The 20979-nt window shown below is 71.3% G+C and carries 16 protein-coding genes; 10 read left to right on the top strand and 6 right to left on the bottom strand.

From position 1 onward, the window contains the following. Positions 1–141: 141 nt before the first annotated feature. On the top strand, positions 142–405 hold the full coding sequence (locus L7N97_RS01995; RefSeq protein ID WP_237476707.1) for a hypothetical protein: 264 nt from the start codon (positions 142–144) through the stop codon (positions 403–405). Positions 406–418: 13 nt separating this feature from the next. Here the strand turns inward: L7N97_RS01995 and L7N97_RS01990 are convergent, their stop codons facing one another. After that, complete coding sequence (locus L7N97_RS01990) at positions 419–3427, bottom strand: S8 family serine peptidase (RefSeq protein WP_237476706.1); 3009 nt, start codon at positions 3425–3427, stop codon at positions 419–421. A gap of 187 nt (positions 3428–3614) precedes the next feature. Between L7N97_RS01990 and L7N97_RS01985 the strand changes: the two genes are divergently transcribed. Next, the gene (locus L7N97_RS01985) at positions 3615–3866 is read left to right on the top strand and encodes a hypothetical protein (protein WP_237476705.1); all 252 of its coding nucleotides are present in this window, start codon (positions 3615–3617) and stop codon (positions 3864–3866) included. 22 nt (positions 3867–3888) lie between these two features. Here the strand turns inward: L7N97_RS01985 and L7N97_RS01980 are convergent, their stop codons facing one another. Together L7N97_RS01980 and L7N97_RS01975 are read right to left on the bottom strand one after the other, a co-directional pair. Beyond that, positions 3889–4365 (bottom strand): DUF4232 domain-containing protein, encoded by a 477-nt coding sequence (locus L7N97_RS01980; protein ID WP_237476704.1) that lies wholly within the window; start codon positions 4363–4365, stop codon positions 3889–3891. An 81-nt stretch (positions 4366–4446) separates the two neighbouring features. After that, positions 4447–5271 carry a L,D-transpeptidase gene (locus L7N97_RS01975; RefSeq protein ID WP_237476703.1) on the bottom strand — a complete coding sequence of 275 codons (825 nt, stop codon included), beginning with the start codon at positions 5269–5271 and terminating at the stop codon, positions 4447–4449. A 199-nt stretch (positions 5272–5470) separates the two neighbouring features. On the opposite strand from L7N97_RS01975, the gene L7N97_RS01970 reads away from it, so the two are divergent. The 3 genes from L7N97_RS01970 (at position 5471) to L7N97_RS01960 (ending at position 7514) form a co-directional block, all read left to right on the top strand. Next, positions 5471–5908 carry a DUF1489 family protein gene (locus tag L7N97_RS01970; RefSeq protein ID WP_237476702.1) on the top strand — a complete coding sequence of 146 codons (438 nt, stop codon included), beginning with the start codon at positions 5471–5473 and terminating at the stop codon, positions 5906–5908. A gap of 111 nt (positions 5909–6019) precedes the next feature. Beyond that, complete coding sequence (locus L7N97_RS01965) at positions 6020–6736, top strand: VWA domain-containing protein (RefSeq protein WP_428980948.1); 717 nt, start codon at positions 6020–6022, stop codon at positions 6734–6736. Between the two features lie 10 nt (positions 6737–6746). After that, positions 6747–7514 (top strand): DnaJ domain-containing protein, encoded by a 768-nt coding sequence (locus L7N97_RS01960; protein ID WP_237476701.1) that lies wholly within the window; start codon positions 6747–6749, stop codon positions 7512–7514. A 64-nt stretch (positions 7515–7578) separates the two neighbouring features. Here L7N97_RS01960 and L7N97_RS01955 read toward each other — a convergent pair whose 3' ends face one another. Continuing rightward, positions 7579–9321, bottom strand: a complete 1743-nt coding sequence (locus L7N97_RS01955) for a D-alanyl-D-alanine carboxypeptidase (protein ID WP_237476700.1) — start codon at positions 9319–9321, stop codon at positions 7579–7581. Positions 9322–9615: 294 nt separating this feature from the next. Here L7N97_RS01955 and L7N97_RS01950 point away from each other — a divergent pair, with 294 nt between their 5' ends. After that, on the top strand, positions 9616–9963 hold the full coding sequence (locus tag L7N97_RS01950) for a phasin family protein (protein ID WP_237476699.1): 348 nt from the start codon (positions 9616–9618) through the stop codon (positions 9961–9963). An 88-nt stretch (positions 9964–10051) separates the two neighbouring features. Here L7N97_RS01950 and L7N97_RS01945 read toward each other — a convergent pair whose 3' ends face one another. Next, complete coding sequence (locus L7N97_RS01945) at positions 10052–10495, bottom strand: DMT family transporter (RefSeq protein ID WP_237476698.1); 444 nt, start codon at positions 10493–10495, stop codon at positions 10052–10054. A 385-nt stretch (positions 10496–10880) separates the two neighbouring features. On the opposite strand from L7N97_RS01945, the gene clpS reads away from it, so the two are divergent. The 4 genes from clpS (at position 10881) to L7N97_RS01925 (ending at position 16307) form a co-directional block, all read left to right on the top strand. After that, complete coding sequence (clpS, locus tag L7N97_RS01940) at positions 10881–11276, top strand: ATP-dependent Clp protease adapter ClpS (RefSeq protein WP_428980947.1); 396 nt, start codon at positions 10881–10883, stop codon at positions 11274–11276. Positions 11277–11291: 15 nt separating this feature from the next. Beyond that, positions 11292–13787 (top strand): ATP-dependent Clp protease ATP-binding subunit ClpA, encoded by a 2496-nt coding sequence (gene clpA, locus L7N97_RS01935; RefSeq protein ID WP_237476697.1) that lies wholly within the window; start codon positions 11292–11294, stop codon positions 13785–13787. A gap of 103 nt (positions 13788–13890) precedes the next feature. Further along, the gene (locus tag L7N97_RS01930; RefSeq protein ID WP_237476696.1) at positions 13891–15063 is read left to right on the top strand and encodes an Mrp/NBP35 family ATP-binding protein; all 1173 of its coding nucleotides are present in this window, start codon (positions 13891–13893) and stop codon (positions 15061–15063) included. Positions 15064–15200: 137 nt separating this feature from the next. Beyond that, entirely contained in the window at positions 15201–16307 is a 1107-nt protein-coding gene (locus tag L7N97_RS01925; RefSeq protein WP_255721596.1) for a TRAP transporter substrate-binding protein, read from the top strand. 620 nt (positions 16308–16927) lie between these two features. On the opposite strand, the gene L7N97_RS01920 is transcribed toward L7N97_RS01925, so the two are convergent. Beyond that, positions 16928–20635, bottom strand: coding sequence for a vitamin B12-dependent ribonucleotide reductase (locus L7N97_RS01920; RefSeq protein ID WP_237476695.1), 3708 nt, complete (start codon positions 20633–20635; stop codon positions 16928–16930). Positions 20636–20979: the final 344 nt, after the last annotated feature.

Here is a 20979-nt window from a genome sequence, read left to right as displayed (position 1 = left end):
CCGCGTCGTGCGGTCCCCGCCGCGATGTTTGGTGGTGCCGTCACCCCGCCGTTGTCTTAGGATAGACACCCTCGCGCGTCCCGCAGGCCGGGGCAGTGCGCGGGCGTTCAGCCGGGCCCGCGACGACGGAGAAGCTCACCGATGGTGGATAGCGAGATGTTCAGCGCCCTGCGCGTGCGGGGGCGCCTGGAGGACATCGCCCGAACCATCGCGGAAGCCAGGGTGACGGGCGACGTCTACGCGAGCCTCGACGCGGTCGAGCACGCGTTGCTGGCCGTGATGGACGAGGTGGCCGAGATCGCCCAGGCGGTGGCCGACACGCAGGTGCGGGTCGAGCGGGACGGCGGGGGGCTCGGCGGCTGGGTGCGCCGCCTCACGCCGTTCCGCTCGGGGGATGCGGCGTGACGCGGTCCGCGCGTCAGCCCGCGAGGACGACGTCCCTCGCGTGGGCGCGCAACTGGGCCGTGGTGACGCCCGCGAGGCGGATGGCATCGCCCGTCTGGGGGTCCGTGATGAAGGCGCTCCCGCCGACGTCGCCGGTATTGCGGAATACTGCGGCCAGGGTCGTGAAATCCGCTGACGGCAGTTGAAGCGTGTCGTGGCCCGAGCCCCCGAGCTTGAAGCCGCTCACCACGTCGAGCCCGTCCCCGGCGCTGAACACGAAGGCGGTGTCCGGCTGCTGGTGGCCGGCGGCGACGTCGAAGGGCTGGAGCGCGACGGTCTGGCCGGGCGCCGCGAGGCTCACGATGCGCGACCCGCTCGACTGGAAAGCCGTCCGGGACAGGAGCGTGCTCCCGTCGGCCGAGTAGCTGTCCTGCCGGACCACCGTTTGGTCGCCTGAAGCGCCGCCTGCGAGCGAGAACGGGGCGTCGACCAGCGCGTAGCCGCCCGCGGCGTCGTGCACCGTGGCGGTGATGAAGCTCTGCGCGGTCGAGCCGATCGCGTCGACGAAGGAGAAGGTCCCGTCGGGGTTCACCGTCGCGGCGCCGAGGTTTCGGCGCGTGCCGCCCGCCACGGCGCTGATCTCGACGGAGGCGACCCCGCTCGGGCTCGACGCCCGGCCGGTGAGGACGGCGTCGCCGGCCGCGTCCACCGTGATGGCCGGATCGATCGACGCCGCGTCGCCCGGCGCCTGCCCGGCCGCGATGGCGGCCGCCACCGCCGCGTCGGCCTGCACCAGGCCTGCGCCCTGCTGGAGCGCGGGCAGGCCCTGGTCGATCGCGGTGGATCCCAGCAGCGCCGTCACCTGCGCCGGGGTGAGGTTCGGGTTGGCCTGAAGCATCAGGGCCGCCACGGCCGCCGCGTTGGGCGCCGCCGCCGAGGTGCCATCGAAGGGTTGAAACCCCGGAACGGTCGTGTAGATGCCGCTCGGCGCGTCGAAGTCGACCTTGCCGGCGTTCTGCGGCGCGGGGAGTAGATCGCCCGAACTGTCGTAGAGCAGCGTCCCCGGACCGACGTCGCTGTCGGCGTAATCGTAGCTCGGCGTGAGGCCAAAGGCCGCGCTGTTGGCGAAGTAGCTTTCGCCGACCGTGTTGACGCCCGGCACGAGCTGCTGCGCGCGCTCGTCCCCCGAGCCCTGGCCGCTCGCCTCGTCGTGGAAGATGCCGCCCGGGCCCGTCCCGCCCGTGAGGCCGCCGCTCGACAGGATCATCTTGAACGCCGAGGGGCTGACCTGCTGCCCGTTGAGCGTCACCGCCAAGCGGTAGTCGGTCGCCTCGTTCTCGACCGGGAAGGAGAAGTACACGTCGGCGGTCTGCACCCCCGCCATGGTCGCGACCCTGCCGGTGCCGACGCGTTTGCCCGACGCGTCGAAGACTTCGAGGCCGAGCGCGTCCGGGGCGCCCGCGTCGCCGGCCCCCTCGTAGGGCGCCGTCCATTCGAGGTCGACTTCGGTGCTCTTGCCGCCCGGGATGGTGACCGTCTCGTAGGGGGTGCCGTCGTCGAACACTTCGGCATCCGCGGCCCGGCCGTCGCTGAGCACGGTCGCCTGCGGGGTGAAAGGCTGCTCGAGGTAGGCCCGGCCGTAGTTGCCGGCCGAGGTGAACACATCGACGCCCGCCGCCACCGCGGCCGCCTCGGACGTCGCAGCGCCGGCATCGACCTGATAGTCGGGACCGCGCGTGTAGGTGATGTCGTCGACGATGATCTGGCAGCCCGCCCGCTGGAGCGCCTGGACCGCCGCCGCGAAATCCGCCTGCGAGCTGCCGTTGGCTGCGAAGTAGAGCTGCGCCCCGGGCGCGATCTGGTGCACCTCCTCGAGCATGGCGCGGCCCTCGTCATCACCCTGGCCGCTGTCCGTGAGCACCGTGACGGCTGAAGTGCCGTCCGGGTTGGCGGGCAGGTATCCGGCCGCTGCGTCGGCGTTCGCCGAGCCGGGCGCCACCCTGTCGAAGCTGCTCGAGATCACGCCGACCTTGACCCCGGCGCCGGTGATCGGGGCGCCGGTAGTGGGCGCGAGTTCCGTGGTCCGCGCGACGTCCGCCCTCACGGCACGGTCGCCGTCGGTGATCTGATACTTCTTGCGCGGGAGGGAGCCGGCGTAGCTGATCGTCGTGCCGCCCTGTCCGTCGTCGGCGACGTTCAACGTGCCGGCCGCGGCCTGCACGTCGTGCAGCTGAGTCAGCACCTGGCCCGCCGCGCCGTAGAGCGACAGCGTCTGCGTCGCGGCATCGTAGGCGGCGCTGCTCGCCACGACGCTGGTGACGTCGAGGAGGTCGCCGGAGCCGAAGCCCGTGATCGCGCCCGCGAAGACGTTGGGCGCCGCGATCTCAAGCCGGCCGTCGACGTCCGAGAACGCGATGGTCTGTCCCGACGACACGCTGCCTTCGAGGTCCACCGTGCAGGCGTCGCCCAACGTGATCGTGCCCGTGCCGATCAGCGCGCCGCCGACGTCGATGGTCGATCCCTCGATCAGGACCGCGGCGTCGTTGATCAGCGTCGCGCCCGCGGCCGCCGTGATGGCCGCACCCGCCTCGTCGGTGATGCGGCCTTCGAGGTCCAGCGTGGCGCCCGCCGCGACCGTGACGGACGCATCGTTGGTCACCAGCAGTCCGTTCTGGACCGACGGATCGCCCGACAGCGTCAGGATCGAGCCGGCGACCGCGTCCGCGACCGGGCAGGCGATCGCCGAGGTGCCGTCTGACGCGATCGTCGCCGAGCCCGCCAGCGTGACGGAGGCCAGCGACGCCAGGTAGGCGCCCGACAGCTGCAGCATGGCTGGGTCGCTCGCGCCGTCGCCCAGGGTGATGCCCACGCCGTCGTAGAACGAACCGTCCAGCCCCTCGGCACCGACGAGGTCGGCCGTGCCGCTCCCGACAGTGGCGGTGTCGCCCGGGATCGGCGCGCCCGGCGCCCCGGTGTCGCCCGCGGCCCACTGATCCGGGTCGGCCCAATCGCCCGAGCCACCATTCCACGTGCGGTCCGTCAAGGCGCCCCTCCCCCAAGGTTGAGGTGAAGCTTAGCCGATCGCGAGCGGAAGTCGACGCATTTCAACGCGGGGAGGAGAACGCGCGCCGATGCAGCCCGTCTCCGACCGGCTCGGCGGATCGCAGCGCCGACGGGGTGCTTAAGCATTCGTCGCTACGATCCCTCCGAATCGCGAAGGATGGCGGACCATGCGGCATGGGGTGGGCGCGGCGATGCCGGGCGTTGCGGTGCGGGGGGCGGCGATGCGCGCCCTCGGTGGGATCGGCCTCGTCGCCGCGCTGATGGCCGGCGTGGGCTCGGGCCTCTTCCATGTCGGGCAGGCGCTCGCCGGGCCGGGGCAGCGGCGCGCCGCCCTGCTGGCGGCCGGCGTGGACCCCATGCCGGTCGGCACCGCCCGGCAGGTCGACAGGGCGAAGCGCGATCGAGGTCCGAAGCCGTGAGCGGGACGGCGCACGGGTTGCTCTACCCTTTCCCCGGCGTGAGCCAGGACTGGCCGAAGATGGCGCCCGCCGCCGGGCCGCAGAACTGCTCGGTGAAGGGCGCGTCGAGCGCCGCCGCGCCGAACGACACCCGGACCGTCGTGGTTCGGTAGCAGCGCCCGCCCGGAAAGGCGTCGCCCGACACCCATCGCAGCTCCGCGCTCGCCGTCGCGCCGGGCGCGAGGCTGACCGGCAGCACGACCGGCCCGGGATGCATCCCGGGCGGCGGCGCGAAGCGGATCGGCAGCGCCCCGCCGCCCGGCCCCGCGAAGGTGATGCGGGGCAGGCCGGGGATGCGGCACCGGCCGGCGCCGCGGTTGCGCACCACCATCAGCGTGCCGCCGTGCTGCATGCCGTCGAAGGCGCCGTCCCGGCCGTCGAAGCTGAGGGCGAGGTCGGCCGCCGCGCAGTCCGGCGACGCGGGCATCGCCTGCACCACCGCCGCGGGCGTGAGGATCATCGGACACCTCCTGGCCAAACGAGAGACGGCCGCCCGTGGGCGGCCGTCGCATCGCTGTTCCGCCCCCCGGTGATCGACCGGTCAGTAGTCGGGGTCGTTCGGCACCTGGGCGTTGCCGTAGACCGGGCGCGGCTCGGCCGGGACGCCGGCGTCCGCCGCATCGAGCGGCTCCGGCCGGGCGAGCCGCCGCGTGCGCGGGCGGGTCGTGGCGTTGCTGCGCTCCTCGGCGACCTGCTGGTTCGTCGGCTGCGCGTCACCGAGCACCAGCACCTTGGTGCCGACGTCGACGCGTGAGTACAGGTCGAGCACGTCCTGGTTCATCATGCGGATGCAGCCCGACGACACGCTGGAGCCGATGGTGTAGGGCTCGACCGTGCCGTGGATGCGGAACAGCGTGTCCTTGCCGTCCTTGTAGAGGTACATGGCGCGCGCGCCGAGCGGGTTGCCGGGGCCGCCGTGCATGCCGAGGCCGCTCGGCAGCTTCGACATCGCGCCGACGATCTCGGGCTGGCGCGCGAACATCTCCTTCGGCGGATACCAGTCCGGCCACTCGCGCTTGGCGCCGATCGTGGCCTGCCCGGACCACAGGAAGCCCTCGCGGCCGACGCCGACGCCGTAGCGGATGGCCTGACCGTTGTCGATGATGAGGTAGAGGAAGTGCCCCTTCGGGTCGATGACGATGCTGCCGGGCGGCTGGTCGGTCGGGTAGTCGACCAGCGTGCGCAGGAAGCGCGGGTTGACGCGGTTGAGGTCGATGCCCTTGACCGGATAGGGCTCGTCCTTGACGGGGCCGTAGATCTCCTCGGCCTCGACCTCCTGGGCGAGGGCCGCGCGCATCGGCAGCGCGGCGAACCCCGCCAGCGCGACGCCTCCCAGCAGCATGGACCGGCGGCTTTGCTTCACCATCGACGTGATCTCCTGGTGCCAGCCTCCGGGCAGGGGCGGCCTCCGGACAGTCTGAGCACGACTTAGTCGATGTAACACAAAGGCCAGGGTCAAGGTTGCCCCCCGATGCCGGTTCGCGGGCTGCGTGTCTTCCGCGTGACAGGTCGGGGGAGGCCGCGGCGTCTTGCGCGGCGGCGCCCGCCGCTCGATGAAGGACGCCATGCCCCTGCATCTCCTCAAACTCTGCGTCGGAGCCGAGTCCGTGGCCGACCTCGAAGGCTTCATCGCCGAGCGATTGACCGCGCAGCGCCGCGCCGGGCAGGCGGCCGAGCAGCGCCACACCACCCGCATGGTGCCGAAGCGTCTCGCGGAACTGCTCGACGGCGGCTCGCTGTTCTGGGTCATCAAGGGCCAGGTCGCGGCGCGCCAGCGCCTCGTCGACGTCCGGCCCTTCACGGACGGCGACGGCATCGGCCGGTGCCACCTCGTGCTCGAGCCCGCCGTGGTGCCGGTGGAGGCGCGGCCCTGCCGCCCCTTCCAGGGCTGGCGCTACCTCGAACCCGCCTCCGCGCCGCGCGACGCCGGCCTGCTCGGCCCCGAGCTCCTGGCGCTGCCGGACGCGCTGCGGCGCGAGCTGCGCGACCTCGGGCTGATCTGACGCGTTGGCGATTGGCCGTCGCCGCTCTGCGGCGGCGGGCCGCTTGCGGTCGGGCCGGCGCTGCACGATGTTGAAGCGGTTCCGCCCCGAGCCGCGCCCCGAGGAGCCGCCGTGCCGCCGTTCGACGATCGCCGCGCGATCAACCGTTCCGCCTCGCCGAGCTCATCCGTCGACGCCTTCGACGGGTCGCGCCGCGCTCCCGCCCCCCACGCAGCCGGTACGCGCGGCCGGCTGATCTTCGCGCTCGACGCCACGATGAGCCGGCAGCCCACCTGGGACGCCGCCATCGCGCTGCAGGGCCGCATGTTCGACATCACCGCCAAGCTCGGCGGCCTCGACGTGCAGCTCGTGTATTTTCGGGGCCTGCGCGAGTGCAAGGCCTCGGCCTTCGTGTCGGGCGGCGCGGGGCTCGATCGGCTGATGAGCCGCATCCGCGTCGAGGGCGGCAACACGCAGATCGGCCGCGTGCTGGCCCACGCGAGGGACGAGGCGCGCCGGGCGCGCACCGGCGCCCTTGTCTTCGTCGGCGACGCCGTCGAGGAGCGCGTGGACCCGCTCTGCTCCACCGCCGGCGAGTTGGCCCTGCTGGGCCTCAAGTGTTTCATGTTCCACGAGGGGCACGACCGGGCGGCCGAGCGCGCGTTCCGCGAGATCGCCCGCGTGACCGGCGGCGCTTACGCGGCCTTCGACTCCTCCGCGCCGGCGAAGCTCGGCAGCCTGCTCGCCGCCGCGGCCGCCTACGCGGCGGGCGGCACGCTGGCCCTGGAAGGGCAGAACACGGCCGCCGATCGCGAGGCGGCCCGCCTGCTCCTGTCACAGATCCGCTGAAGGCGTGCCGATGATCCCTCTCGTCGCGGGCGTTGTGCTGTTCTGGATGGGATCTCTGCTGGTGCGCGAGTTCCTGCGCGCCAGCCCGGCCGCCGTGGCGCGCCGCATGAAGCAGGGCGGTGGCGCGGTGCTGGTCGTCTTCGCGCTGCTGATGCTCGTGCGCGGGCAGGTCGGCCTCGCGCTCGGCTTCGGCGGCCTCGGCTTCTGGCTGATGACGGGCCGCCGGGCGTCCGTGTGGGGCGCCGCCCGCGCGGTCCGCGGCGCCCCGCGCCCCGGCCGGACCAAGCGGGGGCGGGTGTCCCGCGTGCGCTCCGCCACCATCGAGATGGAGCTCGACCATGTCAGCGGCGTGATGAGCGGCATCGTGCTCGCCGGGCCGTTCGAGGGCGCGCCGCTGGCGCAGCTCGACCGCGACAGCCTGGCCTCGCTGCACGACTTCTGCCTGTCGGCTGACGTCGAGGGCGCGCGCCTCCTAGAGGCTTATTTCGACCGCCGCTTCCCCGGTTGGCGTGGAGCATCGCAGGACAAGGCCGACGCGGGGCGCGGTGGCGCGAACGCGGGCGCGGGCCCGGGCGCGCGCCGCGGCATGCGCTCGGGCGCGATGTCGGAGGACGAGGCCTACCAGCTTCTCGGCCTCGCGAAGGGCGCGAGCCGGGAGGAGGTCGCGCGCGCGCACCGGAGCGTGATGAAGAAGGCCCATCCCGACCACGGCGGCTCCACCGATCTGGCGGCCCGGGTGAACGAAGCCAAAGACGTCCTGATGCGACGACATCAGTGATGTTCCGCTGAAGGGAGGTTCGGGGGGATGGCGCCGGCGCGGGGCCGGCGGGCCGGGCGGCCCGTCAGTCGCGCGTGGCGAAGCAGGCGAAGCCCGAGCGCTTCAGCGTCCGGCAGGCCGCCTCCGCCTCGGCCGGCTCCAGCCCCGCGAAGCGCGCGCGGTAGAGCGTCGAATCCCCCTTCTGGACCTTCTCGGTGAAGGGCTTGGCCGAGGCCAGGGCCGACCGTCCCTCGTTGCGCGCCCGGCTGAGGAGGTCCTCGGCCGAGCCGGCGTCCGCGGTGGCGCCGACCTGGATCATCACCTCGCCCTTGTTGGCCGCCGGGCGGGCGGCCGGCGTCGTGTCGGTGCGGTCGTCCGGCGAGGCGTTGAACGAGATCGCCCCCGCCCTGCCGGCCGCGGCCACCTTGGCGTCCGGCGCCGCGGGGCCGAGGCGCACCGGCTGCGGGCCCGTCACCCACCGCAGGCTCGACGGCGTCGCGGTGGCGATGGCGGCGCCGGTCGACGAGGCCACCACGGTGCGGCGGTTGGTCGAGCCGTCGGCCGCGGGGTGGTTCGCGTCGGCCCCCTTCGGGGCGCCGGCGATGAAGGCCGGCCGGGCGCGGTCCGCGAGGTTGCGGGCCAGGCGCATCCTGTCGGGGGCGCGCTCCGGCGTCGGCACCGCCATCTCGGGGGCGATCAGGCTCGGGCCGCGCGGCACGGGGCGGGGCGGCACAGGCGCCGCGTCGTCCTCCGACGCGTTCTCGGCCGCGTCGTCGTCGCCGTCCGCCACCTGGGCGATCGGCCGGCGGGGCGGCTCGGGCGCGGCGCGTTCGACCGGCTCCGGCGCGGGAACGGCGCGGCGCGGCGTGTCGGCCGCCTCCTCGACCGGGCTGCCGGCGTCGGCGACGCGGGTGGCCGGGCCGGCCTGCGCCTCCTCGAAGTGGGATTCGAGCAGCCCCTCCATGACGTTGTCGCGGCTCGCCGCCGACTTGCCCCCCATCACCACGGCCACGACGTGCCGGCCGCCGCGCTGCACGGAGGACAGGAGGTTGAAGCCCGACGCGTTGGTGTAGCCGGTCTTGATGCCGTCCATGCCCTGCATGCGGGCCATGAGGTGGTTGTGTGTGCCGATCGTCTCGCCGCGGTACACGAAGGAGGGGGTCGAGAAATAGCGGTAGTAGCGCGGGAAACGGTCGTGGATCGCGCGGCCGAGGATCGTGAGGTCGCGCGCCGTCGTGATCTGCCGCATGTCGGGCAGGCCCGACGCGTTGTGGTAGAAGGTGTGCCTCATGCCCAGCGCGTGGGCCTTGTCGGTCATCAGCCGGGCGAAGGTCAGCTCGTCGCCGGCGAGGTTCTCGGCCACCGTCACGGCCATGTCGTTGGCCGAGCGCGTCACGATGGCCTTGATGGCGATCTCGACCGGCACGGTGGAGCCGGCCGGCACCCCGAGCTTGGTGGGGGACTGGCCGGCCGCGTGGGCCGACACCTGCAGGGGCGTGTCGAGGCTGATCCGGCCCTTCTCGAGCTGTTCGAACAGCAGGTAGAGCGTCATCACCTTGGTGATCGAGGCGGGATGGCGCGGCGCGTCCTCGTTGACGCCGTAGAGTTCGCGGCCGGAATTGGCGTCGATCACGATGGCGGAGAAGTTCGGCGCCCCCCCGCCCAGCGCCGTGCGGGCCGCATGCGCGACATGGGGCGTGTGGGCGTAGCGGTGGAAGCTGTGGCGCCCGCGGGCTTCGGCCGCGCCGCCGGCGGCCAGCACCGCCAGGGCCACGGCGGCCGGGGCGACGCGCCCCACGATCCGCTTCTCGACGCCACGCAACACCATGGAACTCATCCCCGCTCCGGGCCGGCGCGCGGCGCCTCGACGCCGCTCGCCCGTCCCGGTTTTCGCGTTGGACCGATCGGGCCGTGCCGCCGCCGGCGGCCGACCCGTGATCGAAAGGGCACAGTCGGGGAGGCTAGGGGTTCGCGGTTACATGGCGGTTAACGGAGCCTCGCCGGGACGGCTCGGATCGACGTCTTATGTTGCAGTGCACAAAACTGTTGACGCATTTGTGCGATGCACCTAAATGCGGCTCACGTCCCCGCCGATCCGGCGCGGCCCCGCAGGACCAGCCCCATGTTCAAGAGCGTCGAAGACTTCCAGCAGTTCGGCAAGAGCCAGATCGAGGCCGCCACCGCGTCCGTCGCCGCGGTGTCGCGCGGCATGCAGCAGATGGCCACCGAGGCCTCCGCCTACGCCAAGCGCAGCGTCGAGGACGGGTCGGCCGCCACGACGCGCCTGATGGGCGCGAAGAGCCTCGACGGCGCCGTGCAGGTGCAGGCCGAATACGCCAAGGCGGCCTTCGAGGGCCTCACGGCGCAGGTGGGCAAGATGAGCGCCCTCATGATGTCGGTCGGCAAGGACGCCGCGAAGCCGTTCGAGGCCGTGATGCCGTTCGACCTCGGCAAGTCCGGCGGCCGCTGAGGCGCTGCCTCGTCCCGTGTAACGATCCTGAAAGGCCCGGCCCCGCCGGGCCTTTTTCGCGTCCGCGGTCGCCGCGCTGACCGATCGCTCACGTCAGCGACACCAGGATCAGCCCGCCGATCATCAGCGCGCCGCCCGCGATCCGCCCGACCCCGGCCGCGTGGCGCTCGAAGCCCACCAGGCCGAAGTGGTCGAGCGCGATCGACGTCACGATGCCGGCCGTGACGACCAGCCCGGTGAAGAGCGCGGCGCCGAGGCGCTCGGCGAAGAGCACGGCCGCCAGCACGTAGAGTCCGCCGAAGACGCCGCCGATCCAGGCCCACCAGGGCGCCTGCGCGAAGCGCTCCGGCGCCGGCCAGCCGATGCCGAGCACCGGGATGCTGGCCAGGTAGACCGCGAGGTTGGCGGCGACCACGGCGAAGGCCACGAGGACCGGCTGGCCGAGTGCCTTGTTGAGGGCCGCGTTGGCGCCCGACTGCACCGTGGTGAGCACGCCCGCCACGACGGTGAGCAGCCCGATGACGAGCGGCATGGCGATCCTCCTCGCGTTCCGCACCCGCCGCCACCGCTGCACCGCCCGCGAGGCCGGGGCGGGGCGATCGCGCGTGCGGCGACCCCGGATCCCGTGGCGGGATCGTGGTCGCTCCGGCACGCGCCCTGCATCGCCGGCGCCGATCCCGCGGGCCGACGCCGCGGCGGCGGCGCAGGAACAAGCCGTCGCGGCCGAGCCCTCATCGGGCCACGATCGTCTCGAAGATTGTGCGCCGGAGCGGGTTCCGGCTCCCGTCACGGGTTTGTCAAGGATGACGAAGCGTCTCTCCGCGACCCCTGGCGAAGCCGGAATCCGGGCCGTACATTGTGAAACGAAGGCGCGTCGCCCCTCGGCGGCGCCCCTCGCCCACGAGGAACACCGGAACGTGCCTGCCCGTTCGATCGACGTCTTCCGCGCCCGAACGGTCGCTCCACCGAGCGCCGCCGGGCCGGCCGGTCCCAAGGAGCCGCGGCGTGGCGGCGACGGGTCGGGCACGGCGGTCATCACGCGGCCGAAGACGCAGACCAAGCGGCCCAGCATGTACCGCGTGCTGCTCCTCAACGACGACTACACCCCCATGGAGTTCGTCATCGAGGTGCTCCGCATCTACTTCAACAAGGGGTCGGACGACGCCAACCGCATCATGCTGCACGTGCACCACCACGGCGTCGGCGAATGCGGCGTGTTCACCTACGAGGTGGCCGAGACCAAGGTCACCCAGGTGATGGATTTCGCCCGCAAGCACCAGCACCCCTTGCAATGCATCATGGAAAAGAAGTGAAAGGCGGTCGCCATCATGCCAGCGTTTTCCCGCTCACTCGAACAGTCCCTGCACCGCGCCCTGGCCCTGGCCAACGACCGGCACCATGAATACGCCACGCTCGAGCACCTGCTGCTCTCGCTCACCGACGACACCGACGCCGCGGCCGTGCTCAAGGCCTGCTCGGTCGACGTCGACGTGCTGAAGAAGCAGGTCGTCGACTACATCGAGCACGAGCTCGAGAACCTCGTGTCCGACGGGCGCGACGACGCCAAGCCCACCGCCGGCTTCCAGCGCGTCATCCAGCGCGCCCACATCCACGTCCAGTCGTCGGGCCGCGAGGAGGTCACGGGCGCCAACGTGCTCGTCGCCATCTTCGCTGAGCGCGAGTCGCACGCCGCCTACTTCCTGCAGGAGCAGGACATGACGCGCTACGACGCCGTGAACTACATCAGCCACGGCATCGCCAAGCGCCCCGGCATGTCCGACTCCTCGAAGACCCCGCGCGGCGCCGAGGACGAGGAGCACGGCGGCGGCAAGGAGGGCAAGGACGGCTCCGACTCCAAGAAGAAGGACGGCGCCCTCGAGGCCTATTGCGTCAACCTCAACAAGAAGGCCAAGGACGGCCGCATCGACCCGCTCATCGGCCGCACCGCCGAGGTCGACCGCACCATCCAGGTCCTGTGCCGCCGGCAGAAGAACAACCCGCTGCTCGTCGGCGAGCCGGGCGTCGGCAAGACCGCCATCGCGGAGGGCCTCGCGCGCAAGATCATCAAGGGCGAGGTGCCCGAGGTGCTGGCCGAGGCCACCGTCTTCTCGCTCGACATGGGCACGCTGCTCGCCGGCACCCGCTACCGCGGCGACTTCGAGGAGCGGCTGAAGCAGGTGATGAAGGAGATCGAGGGGCACAAGAACGCCATCCTCTTCATCGACGAGATCCACACGGTGATCGGCGCCGGCGCCACCTCGGGCGGCGCCATGGACGCCTCGAACCTCCTCAAGCCCGCGCTGGCCCAGGGCTCGCTGCGCTGCATCGGCTCGACGACCTACAAGGAATACCGCCAGTATTTTGAGAAGGACCGCGCGCTCGTCCGCCGCTTCCAGAAGATCGACGTCAACGAGCCCTCGATCCCGGACGCCGTTGAGATCATGAAGGGCCTCAAGCCCTACTACGAGGAGTTCCACAAGGTGAAGTTCACCACCGAGGCCGTGCAGGCCGCGGTGGAGCTGTCGGCCCGCTACATCAACGACCGCAAGCTGCCCGACAAGGCGATCGACGTGATCGACGAGACGGGTGCGAGCCAGATGCTGCTGCCCGAGAAGAGCCGCAAGCGCACGATCGGCATCCAGGAGATCGAGGCCACCATCGCCTCCATGGCCCGGATCCCGCCCAAGACCGTGTCCAAGGACGACGCCGAGGTGCTGGGCCACCTCGAGGAGAACCTGAAGCGCGTCGTCTACGGGCAGGACAAGGCGATCGGCGCCCTCACGGCCGCCATCAAGCTGGCCCGCGCCGGCCTGCGGGACGGCGAGAAGCCGATCGGCTCCTACCTGTTCTCGGGCCCGACCGGCGTCGGCAAGACCGAGGCCGCGAAGCAGCTGGCCGCCTCGCTGGGCGTCGAGCTGATCCGCTTCGACATGTCGGAATACATGGAGCGCCACACGATCAGCCGCCTGATCGGCGCGCCCCCCGGCTACGTCGGCTTCGACCAGGGCGGGCTGCTGACCGACTCGATCGACCAGCACCCGCATTGCGTGCTGCTGCTCGACGAGATCGAGAAGGCCCACCCGGACCTCTACAACATCCTCCTGCAGGTGATGGACCACGGCAAGCTGACCGACCACAACGGCAAGGCGGTCGATTTCCGCAACGTCATCCTGATCATGACGACCAATGCCGGCGCGGCCGACATGGCGCGCGAGAACTTCGGCTTCACCCGCGCCAAGCGCGAGGGCGACGACGTCGAGGCCATCAACAAGATGTTCACGCCGGAGTTCAGGAACCGGCTCGACGCCGTGGTGCCCTTCGGGCGGCTGCCCGAGAAGGTCATCGCCAAGGTGGTCGACAAGTTCATCCTGCAGCTCGAAGCCCAGCTCGCCGACCGCAACGTGACAGTGGAGCTGACGGACGAGAGCCGCGCCTGGCTGGTCGAGAACGGCTACGACGAGGCGATGGGCGCCCGCCCGATGGCGCGCGTCATCCAGAAGGTCATCAAGACCCCGCTGGCCGACGAGGTGCTGTTCGGCAAGCTGAAGAACGGCGGCGCCGTCAAGGTCGTGGTGGTGACGGACGAGGCCGGCGCGAAGACGCTGGGCTTCGTCTATCCGGAAGGCCCGGTGCTGCCCCGTCCCGAGCGCGAGTTCGTCGAGGCCGGCAAGAAGCGCGACCCCGACGGCAAGAGGGCGCGCGAGCGCGCCGCCGCACAGGACGCTGACGAGGACGGGGACGAGGGGGGCGACGAGCCCGAAGCCCCCTCGCCCGACGGCGGCAGCGGCGGCTCCGTGCCCAAGGTGCCGCTGAAGCTGCAGTGACGGCGGCGCGCCGCTCGCGCGGCGCGGCACGCTCCTGTAGGACTGCTCCGATCATCGCCCGTCCGGGGGTCCCCCGGGCGGGCCTTCACGTGAATGGAACACCATGCCGTCTCAAGAGGATGTCGTCGCCGCGCTGGCCGGGGTCATGGGCCCCGACGGGCGCACGCCGCTGCCGCAGTCGGGTGTGCTCGGCGGCGTGGTGGTGCGCGAGGACCGGGTCTTCGTGTCTCTCGAAGTCGAGGCGTCGCGCGCCGCCGAGGCGGAGCCGCTGCGCGCCGCGGTGGAGCGCACCGTTGCGGGCTTGCCGGGGGTCGGCCGCGCCTTCGTGACGCTGACCTCGCAGTCGAAGGGCGGCTCGACCGCCAAGGCCGGCCCGGCCCAGCACGCCCACGCGCACGACCACGGGCACCACGGCCATTCCCACGCGCCGGCCGCTCCCGCGCCGGGCCCGAAGGCCCAGGCGGCGCGCGCCGCGCAGGGCATCCCCGGCGTCAGGACCATCATCGCCGTGGCGTCGGGCAAGGGCGGCGTCGGCAAGTCCACCACCTCGGCCAACCTCGCGCTGGCGCTGCGCAACCTCGGCCAGCGCGTGGCCGTGCTCGATGCCGACATCTACGGCCCGTCCATGCCGCGGCTGTTCGGCCTGAAGCAGAAGCCCGAGGTGATCGAGGGCAAGACCATGCGGCCTCTCGAAGCCTTCGGGCTCAAGGTCATGTCGATCGGCTTCCTCGTCGAGGAGGAGACGCCGATGATCTGGCGCGGCCCCATGGTCATGTCGGCCATCCAGCAGATGCTGCGCGAGGTCGCCTGGGGCGACGTCGACGTGATGATCGTCGACATGCCGCCCGGCACCGGCGACGCCCAGCTCACCATGGCGCAGTCGGTGCCGCTGGCGGGCTCCGTCATCGTGTCGACGCCGCAGGACCTCGCGCTCATCGACGCGCGGCGCGGCATCGCCATGTTCCGGCGCACCGAGGTGCCCATCCTCGGCATCGTCGAGAACATGAGCACCTTCGTGTGCCCGAAGTGCGGGGAGCGCTCGGACATCTTCGGCCACGGGGGCGCCCAGCACGAGGCGGAGCGGCTCGGCGTGCCCTTCCTGGGCGAGGTGCCGCTGGCGATGCCGATCCGGGAAACGTCGGACGGCGGCCGTCCCATCGTGGTCGCCGACCCGCAGGGGCCGCACGCCCAGGCCTACACGGAGATCGCCCGGCGCCTGATGGCGACGCTGCAGGGCTCGCGCAGCCGGCCGGCGCCGCGCATCGTCACCGAATGATCCGGATCCGAAAGGCCCACGGCCTTTCGCGGGGTGCGGGGCGGAGCCCCGCATCTATTCGGCACATCGACAAAATCAGCGGGTCGTCGATCGGCCAAATCACCGGCGCTCCGCGCCGTGCGAACGGGAGTGTCGTGATGCGCGAGGGGATCGGGCGGCGCCGCTTCGTGGCCGCGGCCGTGCTGGGTGCCGCCGGCGCGGCCGCAGGGGCCGCCCGGGCCGACGCGGCCGAGGTGACGTGGCGGCTGACGTCGAGCTTCCCGAAGTCGCTCGACCTCCTCTACGGCGGGGCCGAGCTCTTCGCCCATCAGGTCGGCGCGATCACGGGCGGGCGCTTCCGCATCGACGTCTTCCCGCCGGGCGAGATCGCGCCGGGACTCGGCGCGCTCGACGCGGTGCAGGCCGGCACGGTGGAGGCCTGCCAGACCGCGCTCGATTACTCTTACGGCAAGGATCCCGCCTTCGCGCTGCCGACGGCCTTCCCGTTCGGCATGAACGCGCGGGAGCAGACCGCCTACGCGCTGCAGGGCGGCGGCATCGAGGCCACCAACGCGCTGCTGGCCGACTACGGCGCGATCGCCTATCCGGCGGGCAACACCGGCGCGCAGATGGGCGGCTTCTTCCGCCGCGAGATCAAGACCGCGGGCGACCTCGCCGGCATGAAGATCCGGGCCGGCGGCCTCGCCGGGCGCGTGCTGCAGAAGCTCGGCGCCGTGCCGACGCAGACGCCGCGAGGCGAGATCGTGGCGGCGCTGGGGGCGGGCACGCTCGACGGCGTCACCTGGGTGGGCCCCTACGACGACGCCCGCATCGACGAGGCCGGCCGCCTGCAGAAGGTCGCGCCCTACTACTACTACCCCGGCTGGTGGCGCGGCGGCTCGATGATCCACGTCGCCTTCAACAAGGCCAAGCACGACGCCCTGAAGGACGAGTTCAAGGCGGCGCTGCGCACGGCCGCGCTGTCGACGCATGTCCAGGTGCTCGCCTCCTACGACGCCGCCGACCCCGGCGCGCTGAAGAAACTCGTCATCGGCGGCACGGAGCTGCGCGCCTTCCCCCAGGACCTGCTGGACGCCGCCTACAAGGCCGCCAATGACGTCTACAAGGAGATCTCGGACACCAACCCGCGTTTCAAATCGATGCTCGACGCCGCACTGGCGTTCCGCGCCGACCAGTACCTGTGGTGGCAGGTGGCGGAATACACGTTCGACAACTTCATGATCCGACAGCGCGCGCGGGGGTGAGGCCGGGCTCGGCAGGATCGCGCTCGATCACACCGGGGCCGCGACCGTCGAGCGACGAGAGGGAGCCTTCTCGGCCTGTCGAGTGCGGTGATGAGCCGGCACGTCCCCGACCGCACGAGCGACGAGGGCGCTATCCGGGTGCGGTACAGCTCAGCAGGACACGTCGGAGCCTGGCCTCGCCGATGCTGGCCATCGTTGGGCTCAAGCCGTCATAGGACGGACCTGAGCCTCGTCGCCTTCGACGCCGTACGGGGCGACGCCGCGCCCGCGCTTCAGGTCGCCTCTGACGATCCCTGGCTCATGATCGGCCAGCTCGTCGCAGAGGAGCTCCAAGTCATCCTCGTCGAGGGTGTCGAACCAAGGATGGCGAATGCCGCGGCGTGGCGGAGGCAGAGAGCGGCTGTCCTCCGGTGCCTCGGTCTTGCGGCGAGATCGCGCGCTGGGTGCCTCGTGAAACGTCGAGGAGCCGAACCTGTCTCCAGGGTATATCTCAACAATAGAATAACCCGCGGAGCACATGGACATGCTCCGCGGGCGTATTCTGGGGTGCGCCGCGTGGGCTCAGTAGGTCGAGCGTGGAAGATTCCCCGTTTCAACAACAGCCGCGGCTCATGCCCCTCTCACGAACACCCGGTCGTCGCCCCGCAGGTCTCGCACTTCAGGCAGGTCCCGTTGCGCACCATGGTGAAGTTGGCGCATTCCGGGCAGGCCTCGCCGACGTAGCCCTTCATGCGGGCTTCGGCCTTCTTGTCGGCCACCGCGGCCTTGGCGGCGGCGAAGCCCTGCGGCTCGCTCCAGGCCAGCGCGGTCAGCTCCGAGGCCACCTCCTGGCCGGCCTCGCGCTTCAACGCGGTGGCACCCTCGACGCCGTAGCCCTTGGCGGGCGCGGGGCCGCGCATGTCGGCCCGGCCGCCGCCGACCAGCATGAAGTTGGTCGGCTTGGAACGCACGAGGCCCTTCGACACCGGGCTCACCGGGGCCGGGCGGTCATCGCCGCCGGCCGTCCGGCCTTCGCGCTCGCCGGCGCCGAGCACGTCGAAGCCGATGTCGGAGGGGACCACGTGGGCGAGGTCGGTGCGGTCGAGGTAGGACACCGCGAGCTCGCGGAACACGTAGTCGAGGATCGAGGTCGCGTTCTTGATGGCGTCGTTGCCCTGCACGGGCCCCGAGGGATCGAAGCGGGTGAAGGTGAAGGCGTCGACATACTCGTCGAGCGGCACGCCGTACTGCAGGCCGATCGAGATCGCGATGGCGAAGCTGTTGATGATCGACCGGAAGGCGGCGCCCTCCTTATGCATGTCGACGAAGATCTCGCCGAGCCGCCCGTCCGGGTATTCGCCGGTGCGGATGTAGACCTTGTGGCCGCCGACCGTCGCCTTCTGCGTATAGCCCTTGCGGCGCGCGGGCAGCTTCTCGCGCTCCCGAGAACGCTCGACGCGCTCCACCACGCGCTCGACGATCCGCTCTGCCATATCGGCGGCGCGGGCCGGGGCCGAGGCCGCGATCAGCTCCTCGACGGCGTCCTCCTCCTCGTCCTCGTCGGCGATGAGCTGCGAGTTCAGCGGCTGCGACAGCTTCGAGCCGTCGCGGTAGAGCGCGTTGGCCTTGAGGCCGAGGCGCCAGGACTGCATGTAGGCGCCCTTGCACTCCTCGACGGTCGCGTCGTTGGGCATGTTGATGGTCTTGGAGATCGCGCCCGAGATGAAGGGCTGCGAGGCCGCCATCATGCGGATGTGGCTGTCCACCGACAGGTAGCGCTTGCCCGTGCGGCCGCAGGGGTTGGCGCAGTCGAACACCGCGTAGTGCTCGCGCTTCAGGTGCGGCGCGCCTTCCAGCGTCATCGCGCCCGCGACGTGGATGTTGGCGGCCTCGATGTCGGCCTTGGTGAAGCCGAGGAAGGGCAGGAGCTCGAAGGCGGGCTCCTCCAGCCGGTCGGCCGGCACCTTCAGCACGTCGACCAGGAAGTCCGAGCCCAGCGTCCACTTGTTGAAGGCGAACTTGATGTCGAAGGCGGACGCCAGAGCCTTGTCGAGAGCTTCGAGCTTCTCGTCCGTGAAGCCGCGGGCGCGCAGGGCCGCGGTGGTCACGCCCGGCGCCTGGCGCAAGTTGCCGTGGCCCACCGCGTAGACCTCGATCTCGGCGATGTCGCTCTCGCGGTAGCCGAGCGCGCGGAGCGCCTCCGGCACGGCGCGGTTCACGACCTTGAAGTAGCCGCCGCCCGCGAGCTTCTTGAACTTCACCAGCGCGAAATCGGGCTCGATGCCGGTCGTGTCGCAGTCCATCACGAGGCCGATCGTGCCCGTGGGGGCGACAACCGAGACCTGCGCGTTGCGGTAGCCGTGCTCCTCGCCGAGCGCGATGGCGAGGTCCCAGGCGCGGCGCGCGGCGTCCACCATGTCGGGGTCGGGCGTGTCGGCGCGCCGCAGCGGCACCGGCGCCACCGACAGGCCCTCGTAGCCAGTGGATTCGCCGTAGGCGGCGCGGCGGTGGTTGCGCATCACGCGCAGCATGTGGGCGGCGTTGGGAGCGTGCCCCGGGAAGGGACCGCGCTCGGAGGCGATCTCGGCCGAGGTCGCGTAGCACACGCCCGTCATCAGCGCGGAGAGCGCGCCGCAGATGGCGCGGCCGGCGTCCGAATCATAGGGCAGGCCCGACGACATCAGGAAGCCGCCGAGGTTGGCGAAGCCGAGGCCGAGCGTGCGGTACTCGTAGCTGAGGCGCGCGATCTCGTCCGACGGGAACTGAGCCATCAGCACGGAGGTTTCGAGCACCAGCGTCCACAGCCGCACGGCGTGCTCGTAGGAGGCGACGTCGAGCTTGCCGGGGCCGTCGCCCTTGAACTGCAGCAGGTTCAGCGACGCGAGGTTGCAGGCCGTGTCGTCGAGGAACATGTATTCCGAGCACGGGTTCGAGGCCCGGATCGGACCCGACGCCGGGCAGGTGTGCCAGTCGTTGATCGTGGTGTGGAACTGCAGGCCGGGGTCGGCCGAGGCCCAGGCGGCGTAGCCGATCTTCTCCCACAGGGCGCGGGCCTGGAGGGTCTTGGCGACCTTGCCGTCCGTGCGGCGCACGAGGTCCCACGGCCCGTCGGCCTCGACGGCGTGGAGGAAGTCGTCGGTGACGCGCACCGAGTTGTTGGAGTTCTGGCCCGCGACGGTGAGGTAGGCGTCGGAATCCCAGTCGGTCGTGAACTCGTCGAAGTCGACGCTCGTGTGGCCCTGCTTGGCGAGCTGGAGCACGCGCTTGATCATGTTGTCGGAGACGAGGGCGCGCCGGGCCGCCTTGATCTCGCGCTTCAGCGCCGGGTTCTTCTCGGGCGTGAAGCAGTCGTCGTTCGAGCCCTCGCAGTTGACGCAGGCGCGCATCACCGCCTTGAGGTGGCGGCGCGTCAGCTTGGAGCCGGTCACGAGGGCCGCGACCTTCTCCTCTTCTTTCACCTTCCAGTCGATGTAGGTCTCGACGTCCGGGTGGTCGGCGTCGACGACGACCATCTTGGCGGCTCTCCGCGTGGTGCCGCCCGACTTGATGGCGCCGGCCGCGCGGTCGCCGATCTTGAGGAAGCTCATCAGGCCGGACGACTTGCCGCCGCCCGACAGCCGCTCCTTCTCGCCGCGCACGCGCGAGAAGTTGGTGCCGGTGCCCGAGCCGTATTTGAACAGGCGCGCCTCGCGCACCCACAGGTCCATGATGCCGCCCTCGTTGACGAGGTCGTCCTGCACGGACTGGATGAAGCAGGCGTGGGGCTGCGGGTGCTCGTAGGCCGAAGTCGAGCGCACGAGCTCGCCGGTGCGGTAGTCGACGTAGGAGTGGCCCTGGCCGGGGCCGTCGATGCCGTAGGCCCAGTGCAGGCCCGTGTTGAACCACTGCGGCGAGTTCGGCGCGGCCATCTGCCTGGCCAGCATGAAGCGCAGCTCGTCGTGGAACGCGTGCGCGTCCGCCTCGCCGGAGAAATAGCCGCCCTTCCAGGCCCAGTAGGTCCAGGTGCCGACCAGCCGGTCGAAGACCTGCTTGGCGGAGGTCTCGGGGCCGAAGCGCTCGGCCTCCGGCAGGGCGGCGAGGGCGGCCTCGTCGGGCACGGAGCGCCACAGGAAGGAGGGGACGTCGTTCTCCTCGACGCGCTTCAGCCGCGCCGGCACGCCGGCCTTGCGGAAGTACTTCTGCGCCAGCACGTCGGCGGCCACCTGCGACCACGCCGCGGGGACGTCGAAGTCCTCGAGCGAGAACACTACCGAGCCGTCGGGGTTGCGAATCTCGCTCTTGGCGGAGCGGAACGGGATGTCGGCGTAGGGGAGGCCCACGGCCTGGGTATAGCGGCGCTCGATACGCATGGGTCTACCTCATCGCGCGATCGAGCGCGGAACGCTGAAGCGTCCTCTGCTCAACGCGGGCACGTCGTCAAGGGATCGGGTCGGCCTGAGCCGCACACGAGGTTGACGAACCCCGGAGCAGCACAGAATAAACGTCCGACTTTGCTGAGTCGATTCGAATCTCCGCCGACGGTTCCACCGCCGGCCGAGAGATTTTCTGCTGTGGATATTTCTAGGGTCGAATTGAGATTCGCCCGTTATCGTCCACTGATTCCTGCATCGAATCGGATTGACTCTGGTGGTTCAGGTTGGAGTCGGTCTGCTGCTTCAGCGGTGCGCGATCGGATCGTCATGTGACCACTTTG

The organism is Lichenibacterium dinghuense, assembly GCF_021730615.1.
In the GTDB taxonomy this organism is placed as follows: Bacteria; Pseudomonadota; Alphaproteobacteria; order Rhizobiales; family Beijerinckiaceae; genus Lichenihabitans; species Lichenihabitans dinghuensis.
The sequence above is the reverse complement of the archived record's forward strand: the minus strand, read 5'-3'. Positions and strand labels throughout refer to the sequence as shown.